This is a genomic window from Paenibacillus sp. UASWS1643, assembly GCF_008693195.1.
Classification (GTDB): Bacteria; Bacillota; Bacilli; order Paenibacillales; family Paenibacillaceae; genus Paenibacillus; species Paenibacillus amylolyticus_B.
Genome location: NZ_VXKZ01000115.1, coordinates 1,005,829 through 1,028,321, shown reverse-complemented (window position 1 = coordinate 1,028,321; position 22,493 = coordinate 1,005,829). Strand labels below are relative to the sequence as shown.

Annotated in this window: 19 protein-coding genes; 15 read left to right on the top strand and 4 right to left on the bottom strand. The window is 43.8% G+C overall.

Features of this window, described 5'->3' with window-relative positions; genetic code table 11:
- The first annotated feature begins 61 nt into the window (after positions 1–61).
- From FE296_RS28795 to FE296_RS28770, 6 genes are all read left to right on the top strand, one after another.
- Positions 62–1,510, top strand: coding sequence for an amino acid ABC transporter substrate-binding protein/permease (locus tag FE296_RS28795; protein WP_150367258.1), 1,449 nt, complete (start codon positions 62–64; stop codon positions 1,508–1,510).
- Positions 1,503–2,231 carry an amino acid ABC transporter ATP-binding protein gene (locus FE296_RS28790; protein ID WP_124114682.1) on the top strand — a complete coding sequence of 243 codons (729 nt, stop codon included), beginning with the start codon at positions 1,503–1,505 and terminating at the stop codon, positions 2,229–2,231. Before FE296_RS28795 ends, FE296_RS28790 begins: the two co-directional genes overlap by 8 nt.
- Before the next feature lie 124 nt (positions 2,232–2,355).
- Positions 2,356–2,718 carry a hypothetical protein gene (locus tag FE296_RS28785; RefSeq protein ID WP_150367257.1) on the top strand — a complete coding sequence of 121 codons (363 nt, stop codon included), beginning with the start codon at positions 2,356–2,358 and terminating at the stop codon, positions 2,716–2,718.
- A 93-nt stretch (positions 2,719–2,811) separates the two neighbouring features.
- Positions 2,812–3,879 (top strand): NAD(P)-dependent alcohol dehydrogenase, encoded by a 1,068-nt coding sequence (locus FE296_RS28780; RefSeq protein WP_223869082.1) that lies wholly within the window; start codon positions 2,812–2,814, stop codon positions 3,877–3,879.
- 197 nt (positions 3,880–4,076) lie between these two features.
- Entirely contained in the window at positions 4,077–4,667 is a 591-nt protein-coding gene (locus tag FE296_RS28775) for a TetR/AcrR family transcriptional regulator (protein ID WP_124114684.1), read from the top strand.
- Between the two features lie 71 nt (positions 4,668–4,738).
- Positions 4,739–6,109, top strand: a complete 1,371-nt coding sequence (locus FE296_RS28770; RefSeq protein ID WP_223869081.1) for an MFS transporter — start codon at positions 4,739–4,741, stop codon at positions 6,107–6,109.
- Positions 6,110–6,178: 69 nt separating this feature from the next.
- Here the strand turns inward: FE296_RS28770 and FE296_RS28765 are convergent, their stop codons facing one another.
- The 3 genes from FE296_RS28765 to FE296_RS28755 all read right to left on the bottom strand — a co-directional run bounded on the left by FE296_RS28765 (position 6,179) and on the right by FE296_RS28755 (position 9,088).
- Positions 6,179–7,459: a glycoside hydrolase family 27 protein gene (locus tag FE296_RS28765; protein ID WP_124114686.1), complete on the bottom strand. Its 1,281-nt coding sequence runs from the start codon at positions 7,457–7,459 to the stop codon at positions 6,179–6,181.
- A gap of 108 nt (positions 7,460–7,567) precedes the next feature.
- The gene (locus tag FE296_RS28760) at positions 7,568–8,449 is read right to left on the bottom strand and encodes an AraC family transcriptional regulator (RefSeq protein ID WP_150367255.1); all 882 of its coding nucleotides are present in this window, start codon (positions 8,447–8,449) and stop codon (positions 7,568–7,570) included.
- Between the two features lie 27 nt (positions 8,450–8,476).
- The gene (locus tag FE296_RS28755; protein WP_150367254.1) at positions 8,477–9,088 is read right to left on the bottom strand and encodes a TetR/AcrR family transcriptional regulator; all 612 of its coding nucleotides are present in this window, start codon (positions 9,086–9,088) and stop codon (positions 8,477–8,479) included.
- Positions 9,089–9,227: 139 nt separating this feature from the next.
- Here FE296_RS28755 and FE296_RS28750 point away from each other — a divergent pair, with 139 nt between their 5' ends.
- The 4 genes from FE296_RS28750 to FE296_RS28735 all read left to right on the top strand — a co-directional run bounded on the left by FE296_RS28750 (position 9,228) and on the right by FE296_RS28735 (position 12,946).
- Positions 9,228–9,989, top strand: coding sequence for an alpha/beta hydrolase (locus FE296_RS28750; RefSeq protein ID WP_150367253.1), 762 nt, complete (start codon positions 9,228–9,230; stop codon positions 9,987–9,989).
- Between the two features lie 262 nt (positions 9,990–10,251).
- Entirely contained in the window at positions 10,252–10,686 is a 435-nt protein-coding gene (locus FE296_RS28745) for a ribonuclease domain-containing protein (protein WP_150367252.1), read from the top strand.
- A 14-nt stretch (positions 10,687–10,700) separates the two neighbouring features.
- Positions 10,701–10,976, top strand: coding sequence for a barstar family protein (locus FE296_RS28740; protein ID WP_124114691.1), 276 nt, complete (start codon positions 10,701–10,703; stop codon positions 10,974–10,976).
- A 275-nt stretch (positions 10,977–11,251) separates the two neighbouring features.
- Complete coding sequence (locus FE296_RS28735; RefSeq protein ID WP_124114692.1) at positions 11,252–12,946, top strand: ABC transporter substrate-binding protein; 1,695 nt, start codon at positions 11,252–11,254, stop codon at positions 12,944–12,946.
- 150 nt (positions 12,947–13,096) lie between these two features.
- Here the strand turns inward: FE296_RS28735 and FE296_RS28730 are convergent, their stop codons facing one another.
- On the bottom strand, positions 13,097–13,939 hold the full coding sequence (locus tag FE296_RS28730) for a helix-turn-helix domain-containing protein (protein ID WP_124114693.1): 843 nt from the start codon (positions 13,937–13,939) through the stop codon (positions 13,097–13,099).
- Positions 13,940–14,100: 161 nt separating this feature from the next.
- Here FE296_RS28730 and FE296_RS28725 point away from each other — a divergent pair, with 161 nt between their 5' ends.
- The 5 genes from FE296_RS28725 (at position 14,101) to FE296_RS28705 (ending at position 22,408) form a co-directional block, all read left to right on the top strand.
- Positions 14,101–15,618: a glycoside hydrolase family 43 protein gene (locus FE296_RS28725; RefSeq protein WP_124114694.1), complete on the top strand. Its 1,518-nt coding sequence runs from the start codon at positions 14,101–14,103 to the stop codon at positions 15,616–15,618.
- A gap of 7 nt (positions 15,619–15,625) precedes the next feature.
- Positions 15,626–17,170, top strand: a complete 1,545-nt coding sequence (locus tag FE296_RS28720) for a glycoside hydrolase family 43 protein (protein WP_150367251.1) — start codon at positions 15,626–15,628, stop codon at positions 17,168–17,170.
- Between the two features lie 133 nt (positions 17,171–17,303).
- Positions 17,304–18,983, top strand: coding sequence for an extracellular solute-binding protein (locus tag FE296_RS28715; RefSeq protein WP_150367250.1), 1,680 nt, complete (start codon positions 17,304–17,306; stop codon positions 18,981–18,983).
- Positions 18,984–19,031: 48 nt separating this feature from the next.
- Entirely contained in the window at positions 19,032–20,798 is a 1,767-nt protein-coding gene (locus tag FE296_RS28710; RefSeq protein ID WP_317889440.1) for a sensor histidine kinase, read from the top strand.
- A complete protein-coding gene (locus FE296_RS28705) occupies positions 20,783–22,408 on the top strand; it encodes a response regulator (protein WP_150367248.1) in 1,626 nt (541 codons plus the stop codon). Before FE296_RS28710 ends, FE296_RS28705 begins: the two co-directional genes overlap by 16 nt.
- The last annotated feature ends 85 nt before the right edge of the window (positions 22,409–22,493 follow it).

Genomic DNA, 22,493 nt, shown 5'->3' with positions numbered 1-22,493 from the left:
AGCAATACCGATTCCAAAGAAAATAATGATTATTCGGACAACACCGAGACGGGGAGGACACATGAAAACAACGAAGATCTCATTTTTTATACTTTCACTGATGCTGCTCCTGGTGAGCGGTCTATCAGGGTGGGTTGGAAACGCTGCTGCAGCATCCGATTCCGGTAAGACTTATATTATCGGGACTGATGTCACATTTGCTCCATTCGAATATGAAGATGAGAATGGTAATTTTGTTGGTATCGATATGGATTTGCTGGATGCTATCGCTAAAGATCAAAATTTTAAGTATCAAATTAAATCTCTGGGATTTAACGCAGCTGTACAGGCACTTGAGGCGAATCAAGTCGATGGTGTGATCGCAGGGATGAGTATTACGGATGAAAGAAAAGCGAAATTTGATTTTTCTGATACTTATTTTGAATCAGGTGTCGTTATGGGTGTTAGTGCCAACAATGACACAATTAAGAGTTATGAAGACCTTCGTGGACAGAAGGTAGCCGTGAAAACCGGAACAGAAGGGTTTAGTTTTGCAGAGTCCATCGCTTCAGAGTACGGATTTACGATCGTTCCGTTCGATGAGTCATACCAAATGTATGAAGACGTAAAAACTGGTAATTCCGTAGCCTGTTTTGAAGATTATCCTGTACTGGCCTATGGGGTTAATCAGAACAACGGTTTGAAAATTGTTACCGATAAAGAAGACGGCGCGCCTTACGGTTTTGCAGTAAGCAAGGGGAAAAACCAGGAGCTTCTGGAGATGTTTAATACAGGTCTCGCCAATATCAAAGCTAACGGTGAGTATAAGCGCATTACCGAGAAATATCTTGGTGAGAACGCGCCGACTGTCGCCAATCAAGGACGCTGGGAGCTAATTCAGAAATCTCTTCCTGCCCTGTTTAAAGGTCTGGGAAACACACTTGTTTACACGATTGTGTCACTGTTCTTCGCGTTTATCATCGGTCTGATTTTCGGATTTATGAAGGTGGGACAGAATAAATTCCTTCGTGGTGTTGCCACTGTATTTGTGGATATCTTCCGCGGCATTCCGCTGATTGTCCTGGCATTCTTTATCTATTTCGGGATTCCACAGGCGATGGGCTTCACGATGCCATTGTTCCTGGCGGCTATTCTGACACTTAGTCTGAATGCAGGGGCGTACGTAACCGAAATTATCCGAGGCGGGATTCAATCGATTGATCGTGGTCAGATGGAAGCTGCCCGTTCATTGGGACTTCCTTATCGCAAAGCGATGATAAAGATTGTCATTCCGCAGGCAGTGCGGGTTATGATTCCGTCCTTCATTAACCAGATGGTTATCACGTTGAAGGATACGTCAATCTTATCCGTTATTGGTCTCGTAGAGTTGACACAATCGGGTAAAATTGTAATTGCAAGAACGTTCTCCTCTTTTGACATTTGGTTAACGGTTGCGGTTATGTACCTGATTGTTATCATCACATTGACCAAAATTGCTGATTATCTGGAGGTGAAGGTTCGTCGTGGCTAAAATAAAAGTTGAAGGTTTGAAGAAAAGTTTCGGCACAAATCAGGTTCTCAAGGGAATTGATGTGGCGGTCAGCGAAGGAGAAGTCGTCTGTGTCATCGGGCCTTCCGGTTCAGGAAAAAGTACCTTTTTGCGCTGCATCAACCAATTAGATGCCATTACGGCAGGGCGGGTTATCGTGGATGATCAGGATCTGAATGACCCTAAAACGAACCTGAACAAAGCTCGCGAAAATATTGGAATGGTATTTCAACATTTTAACTTGTTCCCTCATTTTAGTGTACTTAAGAACATCATGTTTGCGCCCAGAGAACTCGGGATATTAAATGCCCAGCAGGCGCGTGATACAGCACTCAAATTACTTGAGCGTGTGGGTTTGTCTGATAAAGCAGATAGCTTTCCAACACAACTGTCAGGTGGACAAAAGCAACGGGTTGCGATTGCTCGTGCACTTGCTATGAATCCGGACGTTATGTTATTTGATGAACCAACTTCGGCGCTCGACCCTGAGATGGTAGGAGAAGTCCTTGGTGTTATGAAAGACCTCGCGAGCGAAGGCATGACGATGATGATCGTTACCCATGAGATGGGTTTTGCCCGTGAAGTAGCTGATCGTGTGATCTTCATGGACGGTGGTTATATTGTCGAGCAGGGCACTCCTGAAGAGATATTTGGAAATCCGAAGAATGAACGGACGATCAGCTTTTTGGAGAAGGTACTCTAGAACTGAATCGAGAATGAACACATTGAAAGTCGCTATTTAAGCGGCTTTTTTTGTTATATTTATGAGGTGATTTAATATATTTGAATACCGTCCAAATCCAGCAAGAAAGAGAGGTCTGTCCTCCATGGATAATGTGTCACAGGAAGACAAACTGGAATCCATCAAAGCCTTTCAATCAACCATCCGCAAGTCGGAAAATGCCTTAGTGAATATGACTCAGAATAGGAATAACACAACATTGCTACAGAAACGTCTCCAAGCTTTTTACATTGGTCTAGCAATGTTGGATAAACAGTGGAATCAAAAAGCTCATTCATACACCAAGGAAGATATAGCAGAAGCCCAACTTGTCTTGATTGGATTGTTTCCATCCCTTGAGAGCATGTATGCCAAGATCAAAGAAGGTAGCCCTCAAAAGACTCTTCTGGAAAGAAGGATTAAAGCATTTCATCTGGCCGTTCAAGCCATGGATGATCTCGCAATTTAAGTATTCCAACATTCTGCTTATTTTGATTGAAACCACTGAAAATGGTTTACGTATCATTGTTTTGACGGGAAGACTGGGTATGCGTAATTGACCATGGATAAACATATGTCTATCGAATGGAGAATGATCATGGAAGAAGAAACGAATCAAGCAGAATTACCCGGAGGGCAGATCAACTCAATGAATGCTATGGTGTATGATACTTACGGAACCCCAGACGTACTTCGATTGGAGAAGGTGCCCATTCCTGTGCCTAAAGATCAAGAAGTGTTAATTGAGGTCTATGCCACTTCGGTAAATTCATGGGATTGGGATCTATTGCGCGGGAAACCACTCGTTAACCGTATCGGCGCGGCAAGGCAGCCTCGTTATCGAATTCTTGGCGCAGATGTGGCAGGGCGCGTAATCGCCGTTGGAGCTTCTGCTACACGGTTCAAACCAGGAGACGAGGTGTTCGGAGATCTTTCCGGTTGCGGGTGGGGTGGATTCGCGGAATATGTATGTGCAGCTGAGAAGGCCTTGACACCCAAACCCGCCGGTATCAACTATGTGCAAGCGGCAGCTATTCCTCAGGCAGCCGTTTTGGCTTTGCAAGGTTTACGTGATCGGGGAGAGCTGCAAAAGGGACAGCGTGTTCTGATTAATGGCGCAGGTGGTGGAGTCGGGACATTTGCCATCCAATATGCCAAATTGCTTGGGGCTGAGGTGACTGGCGTTGACAGTGCTGAAAAGCTCGACACGTTGCATGCTGTGGGAGCTGACTATGTGTTGGATTACAGGAAAGCGAATTTCACTGCAGTAGGTGTACAATACGACCTGATTCTGGATGTCATCGGAAAGCATTCGGTTTTTGCTTTGAAACGTGCACTAGTTAGCGGAGGCAGGTACGTGATGATCGGAGGTCCAATGCCGCACATTCTTCTCAATCTGATATGTGCACCGTTCATTGCCAAATTTGAACATAAGAAAATAATGCTTCTCATCCATAAACCGAATCATGAGGATCAAGAGGTATGGAGAGAACTTGTTGAATCAGGCCATGTCTTGCCGATTGTTCACCGCGAGTACGCATTAAATGAAGCAGCTCAGGCCATTCAAGATATTGGAGAAGGTCGTGTGAAAGGAAAAGCCGTCATCTCCATCAAGAAAATGGATTTATGAATAGAAGGGCATCATGAAGGTAGCTTGTCATTCGATATCAAAATTATAAGATCATATTTCCTTCGAGGTCGCTAAGTTAGCGGCTTTTTTTGTGCGTTCAAGTATTATTGGAAATATACCTTGACAACAACAAGCTCATTAGTTATTATTTCATTCATGACAGTGATTACTGACATTCAGAGAGAAGGTATATAGACATGTCCATTAGCAGCAATCTTAGCAGTAAAGAAAAATTAATGTTGACGGCTATCGATTTAATTTCAAAAAAAGGCTATAAAAGTGTGACGACACAGGAAATAGCCACTACAGCCGGACTAAGTGAGAAAACCTTGTTTCGTCTCTTTGGAACCAAACAAAACTTGTTAGAGACTGCCTTTGACCAATATCATTATGCAGAAGAGATGACCAGAATCTTCAATGAAAAACTCGTATGGGACCTGTATACAGATTTGTTGCTAATCAGCAAGACATATCATAATATCATGAACCGTAATCGAAAATTGTTTATGATTAGCCTGAAAGAAGTAGAGAATCTACCCGGTTATAGAGAGAGAACGGTAAAGCATCCTCAACAACTTTTGGATATTTTAACCAATTATTTCAATATCATGTATGATAAAGGAAAGTTGGCTAAAATCAATCCTGAACTGCAAGCTTTTTCATTCATGTCATTGAATTATGGCGTATTCATAAATAATCTCGAAGAAGAAGTGCTTTTTCCAGGGCTCTCATTGGAAGGCATCATTACAGAGAGTGTATGGACGTTTACTAGGGCATTAACTCCCTAGTTTTTTTAAGCTTTTTAATGACAGTAAGTACTGACAGACTAAATATATTCAAAAGAATTGAGGAGAGTATGATGAACACCAATAAAGAAGCGTTATTACTCCGTGTTCTTGTTTTCACACTGATTATATCAGTCATGAATGGAATGATGTTTAATGTTGTATTACCTGTGATTGGTGAAGAGTTCCAACTTACTGCTTCTCAAGCGAGCTGGATCGTTACAGGTTATTTAGTTGTATATGCGATTGGTACAGTGACTTACGGGAAACTTACCGATAAATACAGCATGAAGGTTCTAATTTCGTTTGGTCTTTGGATATTGGCAGCAGGTTCTCTTCTGGGGATTGTAGCAACAGAGTATTGGATGGTTATTATCGCACGGATCGTACAGGCTGCTGGTGCAGCGGTCATACCTGCATTGGCCATGATTATTCCCGTTCGATACTTCGCACCGGAGAAACGCGGGCAAGCCTTGGGTACCTCTGCCATTGGTATAGCTCTTGGAAATGCCCTTGCTCCGATCGTGGCCGGATTTGTATCGAGCGCTTTGAGTTGGGAATTTCTTTTTGTAATCCCATTACTTTCTCTTGCTACGCTTCCTTTTTATCGAAAATACCTGGATGAAGAAAAAGGCGGCAGTGAAAAAATGGATTATCTGGGTGGAGCGTTATTAGCAGGAACAGTTGCTACACTGTTGCTCTCATTAACCCAATCTAATGCATGGTTTCTATTAACAGGAATGGTCTTATTAATACTGTTCATCATGCGTATTCGTTATGCGGAAGTGCCGTTTGTAAAACCGGCCGTATTTCAAAACAAGGCATATTCAGCTGGAATGGGAATTGCATTCCTTCTGGTTGCTATCAGTCCTGCTATTCCATTTACTACGCCACAATTGCTCTCGGAAGTACATGGTCTATCTCCAGCATTGACAGGTGTCATTATGCTACCATCTGCGCTCGTAGCTGCACTTCTCGGACGCAGAGGTGGAAGGCTTGCGGATGAAAAAGGAAATTCATTTCTACTCTATACATCATCTTCACTACATTTTGCTGGTTTCATAAGCTTATCGTTCGTTTTAGGTGCTTCACCTGTCTTGATTTCCTTTGTTCTTGTTTTTGGTGTTCTGGGTCAATCTTATATGCAAATTGCGATCTCAAATACCATTGCACAGACGCTTCCCAAAGAGCAAATTGGAATCGGCATGGGGTTGCTATCCATGTTTAACTTCATCGCAGTATCTGCGTCTACCGCTGCATTAGGAAAGGTTCTTGACGGGGGAACAACCACACTTCAACTGAACCCTTTTATTCAAGATAAGACAGCTTTTGTGTACAGTAATATATTTATTGTGCTCGCCTTGTTTGTTATTGTGATGACCATGCTATATAAGCTGCAATTTGGACGTAAGTCCAAAACTGTTCATCATCCGAGTTCATCTTAACGATGAACAAGATATGAGAGAGAGGTCTGTCTATTTAAAACGACAGACCTCTCTTTTTCTTTTGCAAGCTTAGGAAAAGCGATAGAGACGCACCCCGTGCGCAGGTACAGTCGTAACTAAGGAATTCTCTGTAAATTCAGCTGCTTCTCGGCTCCACAATTCGGTACCTTCGGTAATGCCGGACAGTCCGACCTCATCAATGGACAAATTCACAGGTAGAGCAATCTCACCGATGTTAAACACAGCCACGTAAGACGAGCCATCCGCATGCTGGGCAGTCCACACAATAAGATCGTCTTTGCGTAAGGCTTCTTTGGCTCCGTAACTCTCACGATGCATTCGCAGAACCTCACGATTGGTTAACAGGGATAGTGTCCAGTCATCATTATCTCGCAGTTCACCACCAAAAATGAGCGGGGAACGGAAGATACTCCACAGTGACATCATCGTTAATTGCTCGTCAGGCGTGAACCGAGTCCAACGATCCGCTCCACCACCGTCTACAGAACGGATACCGATATGACCCAAAGGCAACATATCACAGTCTGGCCAGCAGCCTGCTTGAGGAACGCCCTGCCACGTCTGGCAGCGGTCGAACATATCCAATAACAGCGGCCAAAGGTCCCAGAAATCGTCCGTGACACGCCACATGTTGGCATGATCAGCTAAGAATTCTGAGTATTCCACCGGAGCAGGGCCAGGAGAGAGACTTAGTACCATGGGCCGACCTGAGCGCTCAATCGCTTTGGATATCATTTCGATCTCGGGCTGATGGGTGTCATAGAGCCTTGAAGCAGCAATATCGTCTACCTTCACCAAGTCAACGCCCCATTGTGCATACAGTTCAAAAAGGGAATCGTAGTAGGCTTGTGCACCTTCTTTCGAGCTATCAACACCATACATATCTGTATTCCACGGACAGATGGAGTTCGGATGAGCAATATCGCGCGCAGTGGCGGTTGTACCCAGGATCGGAGTAGCCGCATGTGCGGCTTGACGTGGAATACCGCGCATAATGTGAATGCCAAATTGCAGCCCCAGACTATGGACGTAGTCGGCTAATGGCTTAAATCCCTGTCCACCTGCAGCGGAGGGAAACCGATTCTCGGCAGGCATAAGCCGCGAATATTCATCCATGATTAGTGGAACGAACGGACGATATTGCGAAGAATTGGCCAAAGGCTCGTACCATTGAATGTCGACCGTAATATAGCTCCAGCCGAAGTCTTTAAGATGTTCTGCCATGTACTCGGCGTTGCCACGAATTTCGTCTTCCGTAACGGCCGCGCCGTAACAATCCCAGCTGTTCCAGCCAAGCGGTGGAGTTGATGCTGCAAGCGTATGATTCATGGGAATGCTCCTTTATTGATTAATTATTGCTCTCGCTCAATTCATCATAATAAAGGATTTTATTAATATCTACAGTAATGTTGTGTGTGGAATAGCAAAATATTGCGGTTAGTCGAAGAATAATTTACGGTACACAAGGCTTTCTCCGCCACTGCGAAATTCACCTGGCGTAACGCCTGTTATGCTGCGAAAGGCTTTGATAAAATAACTTCCGCTGGAATACCCGACTTGCTCGGCGATGACTTCAATGCTAAGCGTAGTTCCGCGCAACAATTCCATTGCTTTCTCTGTGCGAAGACGGGTTAGATAAGCACCTGGCGTCAAGCCCGTACTGGAGGAAAAGCGACGTATAAAGTGATATTTGGAAAGGGAAACATGCTCCGCGAGTTGATCCATACTGATCATCTTGGAGTAGTTGTTTTCTATGTATTCCACGGCTATTTGAATGCTTTTAGACCAATTTTCCCTGTTGCGCAATGTTGTTTTCTGTAATCGAGTCAATTCTGTCATGAACTGATATACGCTCGATGATGCGATCAGAGGATCAGTGATTCTGCCTGCCGCCGCATCAGTCACGATCATCCGCAACAGTCGGATGGGTGTACAATCAGCGGGAAGATAGGGAACTTCTCCCGCTTCACGAAGAAATTTTCTCCAATGGGGCAGAATAAGAGTTGGCCTGAACAGCAGGAACAGAAACGCCCAAGGCTCTTTTGATGCTGAATGGTAGTAGTAGCGATGTGCTCCCGGAATTTCGGCCAAAAAAGCTTGTCCTGCGGTAATACGATGAATGCGATTATTCGACTCAAATACACCTTCACCCGAAATTGTATATTGGAATAACAGGAGAGGCCCGTCCGAACGTTCGAGTCCATCCCAATGATAAGAAGGATCGGTTATTGAATCACATCCAGCCGCATACAGTACACACAATTGGAGCTCCTTGTCTTCCGCAAATCGAAAGCCATAGGTTCCTCTAGGGATATTCATGTCAGCACTCCTTGTTGCCCTGAATTTTTACTGCGCTCCGCGAATGAAAATATCTACTAGTCTTTGGCCTAGTGAAAAATTGGAACCATATTTATGCAGGTTATCTTCCCGATTACCCATTAACATCAATGTCGAGAAGGTCTCTGCCAGGAAAAACGGATCGTCCGTCCGCAGTCTGTTTTCATCCATTGCCCGTTGGAAATGAGAGGCTAACACTTCGTGAATCTGATGCTCCGCGTTGCGTATATCCTGAATTTGAGCTGGTTCAAGAAAAGGTTCAGCTTCTCTGAGCATGGTTTCAATCTCCGCATGAGGATTGCCCAGTCTGGCCTCTGCCAGACGAACAAGCCCCGACTCCAGATTCTCGGCTTGATCAAGGATATGCGAGGTTAACCGGCTCACATTCTGTAGCATCGTTGTAAAGGCAACCTTAAAAAGCTCTGGTTTGCTGGTGAAATGATAATAAATGGTTGGTTTTGATACGCTACATGTTTTGCCAATTTGCTGAAGCGTGACTGTTTCGTAGCCATACTCCATGAATAACTGTGAAGCAGTTTGAATAATGGTTTGCTGAATTGAGATATCGTCGTTTCCATGTTTGGGTCTTCCAGGCAATCGTTTGGGTGATTTTTCTGTCATTGAACTTCCCTCCATGAATATTTTATGACAAATAACGATAGTTAGCAAAATCATCTTGTAATTATACTTACCGGTAAGTATAATTATGAAGAGTTGAAAAAGACATATCATTATCCTCAATACTAAGGTGGTTTTAAGGTTGAAAACGACACAACGTACTAACAAATGGAAAAAAATAATCATGTGGACCATCTTGTCCATCGTTGTCATCGTGGCCGGCGTTTACGTATATCTCAATTCGGTTACGTATAGTCCCTCTGAGCGAGCTGAAACGGCGATGACAAGTGATGCTCAGGTTAATGTCGCCAAGATTAAGGACGGTTACCGATTTGAACCCGTGGGTACAGAGATAACCAAACCGAATATTATTTTTTATCCAGGCGGTCTGGTTGAACCTGAAAGTTATTCTCCACTTGCCAGAGAAATGGCAAAACAGGGTCACCGCGTATATATCGCGAACATGCCAATAAACTTGGCGATTTTCGGTCAGAACAAGGCCGATTCCTTTATCGAGGAACATCCTGACAAAGCGTTTGTTATTGGTGGCCATTCTTTGGGAGGGTCATTTGCATCACGGTATGCTGCGGAGCACAATGAGAAGTTGGAAGGTGTCTTTTTCATGGCTTCTTATGCAGATGAAGGAGGCAGCTTGAAGAATACGGATTTGTCTATCTTACAAATTACAGGCTCGGATGACGGAGTGCTTAATAGAGAAGACTGGGAGAACTCCAAAGCAAATCTTCCGGAAGACACGACATATGTGAGTATTGAGGGAGGAAATCACGGTCAATTTGGCTCATACGGCATGCAAAAAGGAGATAATCAACCTGCAATTACAGAAGAAAAGCAGTTGGAAGAGGTAGTTATAGCCCTAGAGAACTGGATGGGTAAATTAAAATAATGTACTAATTGAATGTGTTGAATGGTAATGATCATGGTACGATTAAAGTCGCTATTTTAGCGGCTTTTTTTGTTGTAGAATAAGAATAATGCTTCAATGGAGCAGAGCAGGCTTAGCTGCTTTTAGCGATTGGATTTGTCTCAATGATTGGTTTATAGAATTGCTTTAATTACCACAAATCGTTAACATTAGAAGCATTGTCATCGAAATAGCACCAAAACGGAAGACAGCAAGAGCAAGAACATCAAAAGGAGAAAAGATAATGTTTTTCAGAAAATTTGCTTACACGTTAGTGATCATCCTCGCTGCATTATTGTTCTCAGGTTGTACTTCTCAGTCACTGCTTGATCTCGGCTCACCTCAAGTATCGGAGGATATGGGATTTGATGAGGTTGCCAATTATATCTCGGAACATCATGAACTTCCGCCCAATTACATTACCAAAAAAGAAGCCAGGGAATTGGGCTGGGAACCAAGTGAAGGGAATTTACATGAAGTCGCTCCAGGCAAAAGTATCGGCGGTGACGTGTTCAGAAACCGGGAAGGGCTACTACCCAACAAAAAAGGCCGGATATGGTATGAAGCCGATATCAATTACTCCGGAGGACGGCGCGGGAGCGACCGAATTCTATACTCGAATGACGGTTTAATCTACCAGACGACAGATCATTACAAGTCATTTGAACAGTTAACATAAACGGAGGTCATGATATGAGCAATATTCAGATTGACGGATACCACATTCACAGCAAGGAAGAGCTACATCAAGTGCTTCAGAACCAGCTTGAGCTAGACGAGAACTACGGACGCAATTTGGACGCGCTGTGGGACGTCTTAACCGGGGCTGTAAGCATGCCTCTTACGGTCCAATGGCTGGGATTCGAGAAAAGCAAAGAAATCCTTGGAGATTACGCTGACCAAGTCATCGAATTGTTGCGGGATGTGGAAGCGGAGATCCAAGGATTTACGTTGGAATTATATTACTGAAAAGTATGTTTGTTGTTATGAGGCGATGGGCAACCATCGCTTTTTTGGTCTTCACATTTTTACGGAGACTCATGTCTAGATCATGCTATTTTCATGGCTTAATAATCAAGGTTGGGGTTAGTAGACTTCCTTATACTTTAAGCATGGAATAGGTTAGGCAGGAGTGTAATCGTACACTAACGGTTGAATATGTAAGCGTATACTACTCCAAAGCGAACCATCTTTATGTCTGGATAGGTTATTACGACTAACACCATTTAGGGGGCTGAAAAATAATGAGAGCCGTTTCAAAAGTGCTAGGAGCATGTCTCGTAACAAGTGTTGTACTGGTTTCCGCCGGTTGCGGAAACACTACAGAGAATTCAGAATCGAATACCAGTGACCCTAACAGTCCGATCACGTTTACCTTCTTCGGTGCGGATGCAAGTCCCAACTGGAACAATATGCAGGATGCTGTAGGGAAGAAAATTACGGAAGAAACGGGTGTAACCATTAATGCAGAATTCGATATCTCAAGCGGAGGAGGAAACGATCGCATATCCCTTATGGCCGCAAGCGGTGATTACCCGGATCTGATCTTTCCCAAAGGCAACTTAAGCCGACTTGTTGATGCTGGTGCAATGATTGATCTGACGGATCTGATCGAAGAACATGCACCCAATTTGAAAAAGATATACGGTGAGCATTTTAATCGTTTGAAATATAGCAATGAGGACCCATCCATATATTGGATCCCGACGAATGGTGCGATCGATCAAGAAAGCTTTGATGCAACGAATGGTGCTGCTATTCAGCATCGTGTCGTCAAAGAGCTTGGGTACCCTGAGATCAAAACCTTGGAAGATTATGAAAATGTCCTCCGAGAGTTTTATAAGAATAACCCAACGACAGATGATGGCCAACCGACAATCCCTCTGACACTCAGTGCAGATGGATGGCGCCGTATGATTACTGTAACTGATCCTGCAGTCATGGCTACTGGAGGACCCGGGGACGGTGAATATTTCATTAACCCTGACACATATGAAGCTGTTCTTCATTATAAGCGTCCCGAAGAGAAGGAATATTTCCGTTGGTTAAACAAAATGTATAATGAAGGTCTGGTGGATAAAGACAGTTTTGTACAAAAAGATGATCAATATAAGTCCAAGATCGCCAGCGGACGTGTCCTATCCGTGCTTGATCCGCTTTGGGGATTCAGCGATGCGGAAAATGCGTTGAAAAGTGCAGGCAAGGACGATATGACTTATGGCTTCTATCCGGTAACGCTGAACGACAACTTCCAGCGCAAAGATTTTCAGGATATCGGCTTCGATGGGTATGGTATCGGCATAACTGTTGATGCTGAAGATCCTGTCCGGGCCATCAAATTCCTGGATTGGCTTTCTTCTGAGGAAGGTCAAGTGTTGAGAAATTGGGGTATTGAAGGCGAACATTACGTTGTGGAAGACGGAGTTCGCAAAATACCGGCAGATATTCAGGAGCGTAAAAACAAAGACAATAGCACATTCAGCAAAGAAACCGGTATCAACTTATACACTATTTTTGGCGCTCATTATGGAGATGGTGTCAAAGATTCAACGGACAACTATTATACAACCAACTATCCTGAGCAGATCCAGGAAGCTTATTCCGATATAGAAAAAGAAACGCTGAAAGGGTACGGTATTACAACCTGGAAGGAGCTATTCCCTAATGGAGATGAATTCCCGGTGAAAGAGTGGGGTGCAGCTTATAATATGCCGATTCCTACGGATAGTGGAGACTATAACGTCGTGTATCAGAAGACACAGGACATTATCCAGAAACGGATCGCGGAAGCAATTACGTCCTCTCCAGGTGCCTTTGAAGACATATATGACAATATGATTGCAGAACTTGATGCTGCGGGCGCTGTAGCCATGGAAGAGCAGTACACAGAGTGGATTAAAGAACGTGTTAGTCTGTGGTCTGGAAAAGAGATCAAATAACTGGTGAACACGATCTCGTTAACAGATTAAATAGATCAAATACGCATCCCAAGCTAATAAAGAACAAAAAAACATCGAGCCATCCTGCATGGCTTGATGCTTTTTTGTCTTCGTCGAACGATCTTGTCATGATCATGTTTCAATAGTGTCTCATCGTTGTTTGCTAAATTTGCCTGGGGAAGTGCCGACCATTTTGGTGAAACTCCGTATGAAGTTAGCATAGTCACTAAAGCCCGATTGAAAGCATGCATCCGTAATACTCATTCCTTCAGACAGGTGGAATTTGGCCCGTTCAATACGACGACCCAAAATGTAGGAACGGATTGTTAATCCAGTATGCTTTTTGAACTGGCGGCTGATATAAGTACTGTTCATGTAGAACACTTCGGCAAGTTTGCGAAGTGTGATATCTTGATTCAGATGTGTTTCAATATAATCCATGGTTTCACGAACCAGTTCAGGCATAATGTCATTGGGAACAAAGGAATTGTTATGAAACCAGACGTTAATCATGACTAACAATTGGGCTACGGCTGCATTTATTTTGATATCGGTACCATAAGCATCGGAAGAAAGCAATCTTTCCAGTTCGTTCGTACATTGCAGCATCTGCTTCAAGTTATACTCGTCTAAATGCACGATGTTGCCTGTTCCTTTGGGACGATGATCAAAACATGATGATAGATTGGTTGATGGTGTGGAAAGCTGAAATAGATATGTTTTTTTGAGATTGATTGTAATTCGCTCATACTCAGATTCATCCAGAATAAAGGCTCGGTGCATCTCCTCGGGTGACATCACAAGCAAATCGCCAGGCTGTACATGGTAACATCGATTTTCTACATAAAAGTGAACGTTGCCACGAAGAAACAGGTAGATCTCGTATGCATTATGGCGATGATAGATCGTTTCCAGCTTATACGTCGTTACGCTGTGTAGATATAAGAGCTCAGGCTGGATGGGATCATAAAAACACTCAGAGGATCCACTCATGAAGTACCTCCCGTCATTTCACGCAATAAATAGAGCGGTTAACGCAATGAAATTGTACTCAGCTTACCTTAAAATGTAATCATCCTATCATGATACCTTTTGTATTGCAAACGCTTTCTCGTGAAAAGCACAACTAAAACAATTATAGGGGGATTCTTTTGATGAATCATCATTCTACACCACAAGCTGGTGAGCAAAAGCAAGATCAAGCTGCCAATCTGGAGAGTATTCCAGGGGAGATTGGAAAGCTTCGTCCCAACGGTAACCCTCTGGTGGCCCACAAATTTGGAGCCGATCCCTATGCTTTGGTATTTAACAATCGAGTCTACTTATATATGACTAGTGATAAGCTGGAATATGATAAAGACGGCCTTCCTCAGAAAAATAGCTACAGTTCAATCAACCGGATTACGGTCATTTCTTCGGATGACTTAATCAACTGGACCGATCATGGAGAGATCAGAGTTGCTGGACCTCAAGGCGCAGCAACATGGGCTTCGCAATCTTGGGCCCCGGCAGCTGCTCATCGAATCTTGGATGGAAAGGACTGTTTCTTTCTTTATTTCGCCAACAATGCCAGTGGAATAGGTGTGCTGTCTGCACCCACACCTGTAGGTCCATGGATAGACCCTATAGGAAAAGCACTTATTACAAGAGAGACTCCGGGAGTGGAGGAAGTAACCTGGCTATTCGATCCGGCTGTTATTGTAGATGATGATCATCAGGCCTACATATATTTCGGTGGTGGTATTCCACAGGGGAAACCAGAAAGACCTGATACGGCAAGAGTTATGCGATTGGGAGACGATATGACCAGCGTTGTTGGTATAGCAAAGGTGATTCAGGCGCCTTATATGTTTGAAGATGCAGGGATACATAAATATAATAATAGTTACTACTTTACGTATTGTTCCAATTTTGTTGAGGGTGATCGGCCAGAGGGCAGTCCACCACCCGGTGAAATTGCATATATGACCAGTGTTCAGCCGATGGGGCCATGGACATATCAGGGTACGCTACTCCAGAATCCAGGACACTTTTTTGATATTGGCGGCAACAATCACCATGCTATATTTCAACTATCGGATCAATGGTACATTGCCTATCATGCCCAGACATTATGCCAAGCCATGAATATCCCCGAAGGTTACCGTTCAACACATCTGAATCGAGTCGAACATGATGAGGCCACGGGTAAGATCAAGAAGGTACATGCAGATTATCAGGGCGTAGATCAAATCAAGTGCTTCGATCCCTATCAACGTGTAAGCGGTACGACGATTGGATGGAGTAGCGGAGTATCAACAGAGCAATTTCTTGACTCTGGTGAGATGTCTGCATCCGATTCAAATATGATTTCCGCTAAGCTGCAAAATGACAGCTGGATAGCTATATCCAAGGTGGACTTTGAAAGTGCAGGACCCGCAACCTTCACAGCCACGATTGCGAATCAAGGAACCGAAGGTACGTTGGAACTTCGACTTGATCGTACAGACGGACTGTTAATTGGAGAAATTATTGTTCCGCCTGCGACCGAATCTCTTCAATGGATGGAACTAACAACTAATATTACGGGTGCGAAAGGTGTGCAAGACTTGTATATTAAGCTTAAAAGTTCAACAGACAGCTCAACCATACTTTTAAGAGAATGGAAGTTTAACAGAAAAAATGAGGTGTAATTGAAACATGTATCCAAATCCGATTATTTGGGCTGATTACCCGGATCTTGACGTTATTCGTGTAGAGGACACATATTATATGGTTAGTACAACCATGCATATGATGCCGGGATGTGTCATCCTGCGTTCATATGATCTGATCCATTGGGAAGTAGCCACATATGTATACGACACATTGGACGATACGCCTGCACAGCGCCTGGTGGATGGTCAGCACATTTATAGCAAAGGCATGTGGGCTGCATCGCTCCGCTATCATCAAGGGATGTTCTATGTGATCTTTGTGGCGAATGATACCCGAAAAACATACTTGTACACGTCACCCACCATCTCGGGAGTGTGGAAAAAACAAGTAGTCGAAGGGTTTTACCATGATTGCTCCTTATTTTTCGACGAGGATGAACGAGCATATCTTGTGTACGGGAATACCGAGATCTATCTGACCGAATTAAGCTCTGATCTGTCAGGGCCGAAACCTGGCGGAGTGCATCGCTTGATTGTAAAAGACGAACAGCCTCATCACCTTGGTTATGAAGGAGCACATTTCTACAAGATCAATGGGAAATATGTTGTATTCCTGATTCATATAACGAAAGCTTCCGGACGGAGAACACAGGCGTTTTATATGGCAGACTCTCTGGAAGATGTCTTCACTGGTGGAGAAGTATTCAATGACGATATGGATTATTTCAATTCAGGTGTTGCTCAGGGGGGGATCGTGGATACGCCGGATGGAGACTGGTATGCAATGCTGTTTCAGGATCATGGGGCTGTTGGCCGGGTTCCTGTTTTGGTTCCTCTACACTTTGATCAAGGTATACCGGTCTTTGCAAGCAAAGCGCCGAAACAGATTGATATCCCAAGCACGAGACCAGAGCACCGTTATAACCCGTTAGTGGGTAGCGACAGTTTCAATTATGAACCTGCGGAAGATGGAAGCATCCGACTCCGTGATTTTTGGCAATGGAATCATACACCTAATCATGAACTCTGGTCCGTCACAGAGAAACCGGGGGTGTATCGTGTTCGAACGGGACAGATTAGCCCAAATCTGACGTTCGCGGTAAATACTCTAACCCAGCGTTCAATGGGGCCCGCTTGCGAAGCAATAGTTACGCTTGACGGCAGTCGTCTGAATGACGGGGATTATGCTGGGTTGTGCTTTCTGATCGGTTCGTACGGTATGATTGCTCTTACGAAGCAGGATAGCAAGTTTTATTTGGTCATGCATGCCAGAGATAGTGAGAATTCCACCATATTTGGCAATCTGATCGACCAGAAGCCAGCCACTGAACATGAACGTATCCCGGTATCAGATCCAGTAGTTAAACTGAAAGCATTCGGAAATTTTGAGAACAATCTGGATGAGTGCTCTTTTGCCTATTTCGATGGGGTTGAATGGAGAGATATAGGGATTGTCCACAAAATGATATATAAACTGGATCATTTTATGGGTTGCCGAACGGGGTTGTTTGTATATTCAACTGAAATAGCTGGAGGAACAGCTGAATTTTCGAATTTTGAATATCGCGTGATTAATCCTGTTGAGTAACAATGAAAAACACGTAAAAGCCGCCAAACGGCGGCTTTTCGTATTCAATGATTACAAGTTGTTGTACAATGATATGGATTCAAAGTTGACAGAGAGAAGAGAGTTGTTCAAACCGAACTGGGGGCATGTCGTCATGTATAAGAGATGTCTGGACATAACAAAATGGACCTTCATTCTGTTCCTTGCTGTATCCATACCAGCAGGTCATAGCGAAGGTAATACCAAACAACATTATCCGCAGCAAGATGGGCATCAGATTCAACTTCCCGCTACGTTTGAGAGGTATTCTCCTCCCATCGTGGTCTCTTTTGTCAGGGAAACCGGAGATGACCTCGAGCGCATGATTAGCCAGTTGCCTGGTGAGACGATGCTGGATAATCGCTGGACTCGTTTGTACGAGAAAGAGTTAGGTATTCAAATTCACTATGACTGGATTGCTAATGGAGATGTATACAATCAGAAGTTGGGTGTATCCCTCGCTGCAGGACGTTTTCCAGATGTGGTGAAAGTTAATCCATATCAACTTAGACAACTGAGCAACGCTGGAATGATCGAAGATTTAACTCATGTGTACCAAGAGTATGCTTCCCCACTTACAAAGAGTATATTGGAGGCGGAGGGAAGAGGCGCATTTGATGCGGCAACCATTGATGGCAAACTCATGGCTATTCCCGAATCATCTTCCTCCATTGAGACAGCGCAGTACCTGTGGATTAGAACCGATTGGTTGGAGCAACTGGGGCTACGGCCGCCTGAAACGATAGAAGAGCTTCTTCAGGTTTCGAAAGCGTTTACAGAGGAGGACCCCGACGGGAACGGAGAGCATGATACGTACGGACTTGCGCTAACAAACCATCTATGGGATCCAGTTATGGGAGCTGCAGGGTTGATGTCCGGCTACGGTGCCTACCCTAATATATGGGTTGAAGATGCAGAAGGAAACCTCACTTATGGAGGTATACAGCCTGAAGTTCGGGAGGCTCTGAAAGTACTGCAAACGTTGTATCGTAAAGGCCAACTTGATCCGGATTTCGGTTATAAAAGTGGAAACAAGGCGTTTCGTCTAGTTCAAGATGGGAAAATAGGGATGCTTTACGGCGAACAGTGGACATCCTTTATGCTTCAGAGCACCCGTGATACAGATACAGATGTAGAATGGCAGGCATATCCCATTGTTTCCAAGTCGGACCGGAGTCTGTTCGTACCGCTACGTTCCAACACTGGGCAATACTTTGCTGTAAAAAAGGGCTTCTCTAATCCGGAAGTTGTTGTAAAGCTCATGAATCTGCATCTGGACATTAACTGGGGGGATCGGGCAGAGTATGAAACATACTACAATGACGACTCCCGAGCAGTGTGGATGCTTTCACCAGTAACTCCTTTTCCCGGTAATAAAAATATAGATGCATACAAACAAATTCGGGATGCCAGAAGTACAGGAGACTTCTCGGCTCTGCAGAATGAAGCTCTCGCCATTCACAAACGCATTGTGGCCTATGAATTGGAAGATGTAGAGAGCGGCTGGGGTTGGAAACAAACCTATGGGCCTTCGGGTGCTTTTAGCATTGCAGATTCTTACGAAAAGAACGGCCAACTTCTCTATGATCAATTCACGGGCGGAATTACGGACACGATGGTTGATCGACAAATTATTCTTCGGGATCTTCAGCTTGAAGCCTATATGAACATTATTCTAGGCAGGTCGATAGATGAGTTTGATCAATTCGTTGAGAACTGGCGCAAGCTGGGGGGAGATCAGATCACATCGGAGGTTAACACGTGGTTTCGCACCAGCAAGCCAAAGGAGCGCTAATGTTCACTTTATTCTTACAAGGAACCTACTCAGCCCTTGGCATTGGAGGTGAATGTATTGATCAAGATCCCTGCTAAATCATGGTTTAACAGTATATTTGCGCGATTAATAATTACCTATCTGGTATTTGTACTCCCCCTTATTCTTCTTGGCGTGTATCTGTATCATTGGAGTTATGACAATGCAAGCCAGGAAATATCGTTGTCAACGGAAAGACGATTGAACCAATACGTGGTGGAATTGAACAGAGAGATAGAATGGATGGAATTACAGCAGTTTGATATCGTTGAGGATCGAAAACTCAATCGTCTAGCCATTCTCTGGGACATGATGGATCAGGTTGAGCGGCGTGATACATTAAATTACCTGACTGAACGACTCGCTTCATTCAAGAATAGCACTGCTTATATCAAAAACGTTCATGTACATATCCCTTCTGTTGGCAAGAGTATATCCGCGATCCAAGGCATCGACGATTTCGATAAAAGTTCATATCTATACTTCAGTTCAGGCATGCAAGGAAAAGGTACACGTTTCACTGTGAAAGAGGACGCCTTGAACTTAAGTGCCGTCAGGCTGACAGGCACGAGAGGAGAACCCCCGCTTTTTGTCATTCAAGTGGAGCTAGATACATACCATTTTCAGAATGAACTCACACGGCTTAATTTGTACCCGGAGAGTTCAACTTTTCTGATTGAGGACAAAACGGGGCATGCCATCACAGATAAACATCAAGCTAGTGTTATTCTCGCGAATTACCGTGAGCACAGTGTGAAGGGTACACTTGATGGCTTTCGGATGAAAGTCGAGGACACCATGTACCATGTTAGTCAGTTGCATATGGACTCCCTGGGCTTATCCGTAGCTACATATCTACCTGAGGCAATTGTTACCAAGCCACTTAGCAAGTTCTATCATTGGGCTTGGCTGTTTGCAATTACATCATTTGTTGCCATCACGGCGTATCTCTATTCAAGTTACAAGTTGATTCATATCCCGTTACTGTTGTTGGTGAAAAGATTCAAAAAAATGGAGGGAGGCATGCTCGATGTCCCCATTGCGCATAACCGAAAGGATGAATTTGGCTTCCTCTACACCCGTTTTAATCTAATGATTGAAAATCTTCAATCCCTTATCGATCGAGATTTTAAGAAAACACTGATGATGCAGCGGGCCGAGTTGAAACAGCTTCAATCACAGATTAATCCTCATTTTCTGTACAATAGCTTCTTTATTCTGAATTCACTGGCAAGGACAGGAGAAACCGAACGTATTGAGCAATTTACGAACATGCTGGGAGAGTATTTCAGGTTCATTACCCGGAATGAAACAGATCATGTGAAGTTGAAAGTGGAAGTTGAGCACTCACGAATCTATACAGAGATTCAACAATTGCGATTCTCCAGACGAATCAAAGTTGATTTTGGAGCACTACCTGTTGAGATGGAACATATTAAAGTTCCCAGACTCATTATTCAACCCATTATTGAGAATGCCTACGAACACAGCCTTGAAAAGAATACGGATTCTGGACTTCTCATTATTGGGTTTAATATGGAAGGTTCATATGCAGAGATCACCGTAGAGGATAATGGTAATGAGTTGGAAGAGCAACACATTCAAACTCTTCAACAACGCTTGCATAAGGACGGAGGTACAGACGAAATGACCGCATTAATAAATATTCATCGACGTCTGGTCCTGACGTATGGAAAAGGAAGTGGTCTTTTCTTATCCAGAAGTGAACTGCAAGGGTTAAAAGTCACAATTCGAATCCAGTGGAAAGAGGGAGAAAACGAATGTATCGACTTTTGATTGTAGATGACGAGGAGATTATTACGGATAGTCTCTATGAAACGTTCGCCAGACATATACCCGACCAGCTTGACGTATGTAAAGCTTACTCTGCAACAGAGGCATTGTCCTGGATGCAACGGTCGAGAATTGACATTGTTCTAACGGACATCCGTATGCCGGGCATGAGTGGGTTGGAACTGACAGAGCGGATTCAAGCCAGTTGGCCGAATTGTCGCGTCATTTTTCTTACAGGACATAGCGATTTTGATTATGCATATCAAGCTTTTCAGATGGCTAATGTGCGTTACTTGCTCAAAACGGAAGGTTATGACAAGGTGATGTCAGTTGTAGAAGATGTGATGGAAGAGATCCGTCAAAGTTACAGCATGGTTGAGTTGTTGGAACATTCTCATAAAGTCAATTCGCAGCTTGCACTGATTCATCAAAAAGAGTATTTACGGAAGTTACTTCAAGACTGTACAGCGGTTATAGATTCTACTATGGATATGCAGGACGAATTATCCAAACGAGATATAAGATTACAGATCAACTCGCCTGTTTATCTCATACTGGGTCGGTTCAATAATCTGCCAGAAAAAGGTTCGGACCTCACACAAGTCCAGGAATCTGTACGCATTATCGGCTCTTCTCTGATGAATGAGCGTACAGTGTGTGCAAGTGTAACGGACCATTATGGGGATACGATCTGGCTGCTTCAGCCGAAGCAGGAGGAAGAGATGACTAATGATAAACTTGTGCGATTTCTAGAAGGTACACTGGAACTGGTACAGGAAGCATGCATGGTCTCACTCGGCGTATCCATTGCTTTTTCATTAAGTAGTCGAAGCTGTAATTGGTCCGAGTTAACCAAACAATATGAACGTCTGAGATTACTCCAGTGGATGAAAATTGGGGATGGTGTATCCATGGTACTCACGGATCATCGTAATGATCTCTCATCTGATGTACCCAAAGAATCCATGCGGATCTCAAACCGGATCGAGATTATGTCAGGATATTTGGAAACGGGAAGAATTCAGCCATTTTACGATATATTTGAGGAGCTTGCAGGAGAACTGCTGCAACAGGAAATTACGATGGAACGTGCCATGGAGACATACTACAATCTGGCCTTATTATTGCATTCAACGATCAATCGTTGGGGTCTTCAACAGAAAATCCCGGATCAACGGAGCTTGCTGCACTTAGGGGAGTATACATGCATGAAGGATGCAGTACAATTTCTATATCGTGCTGCCGATGAACTAGTACGCTACAAAAGATCAAATGAACAGGAACGCGCTAACGTTGTCATTCATTCCTTATGCAGTTACGTCAAGGAGAACCTTGAGAAAGATCTTTCTCTGGTGAGACTGGCAGAACTTCATCATTTTAATCCATCCTATCTGTCCCGATTCTTTAAGCAGGAAATGGGAATAAACGTGTCAGAGTTCATTGACGACTGCCGAATACGGAAAGCCAAAGAATTGCTTCAGAACACAAATCTTATGGTGCGTGAGGTCGCACTTCAAGTGGGGTACGAGGCTGCCCATTCATTTACCCGACTTTTTAAGAAAATAACGGGAATGACTCCCCAGGAATACCGGGAATCCCTTTTGGTACGTTAATGGTGAATACTCTGGAATTGAATAGCTCAAACAACCACAAAAACCGCAGGGAGTAGAACACATCCTGCGGTTTTTGTGGTTGACA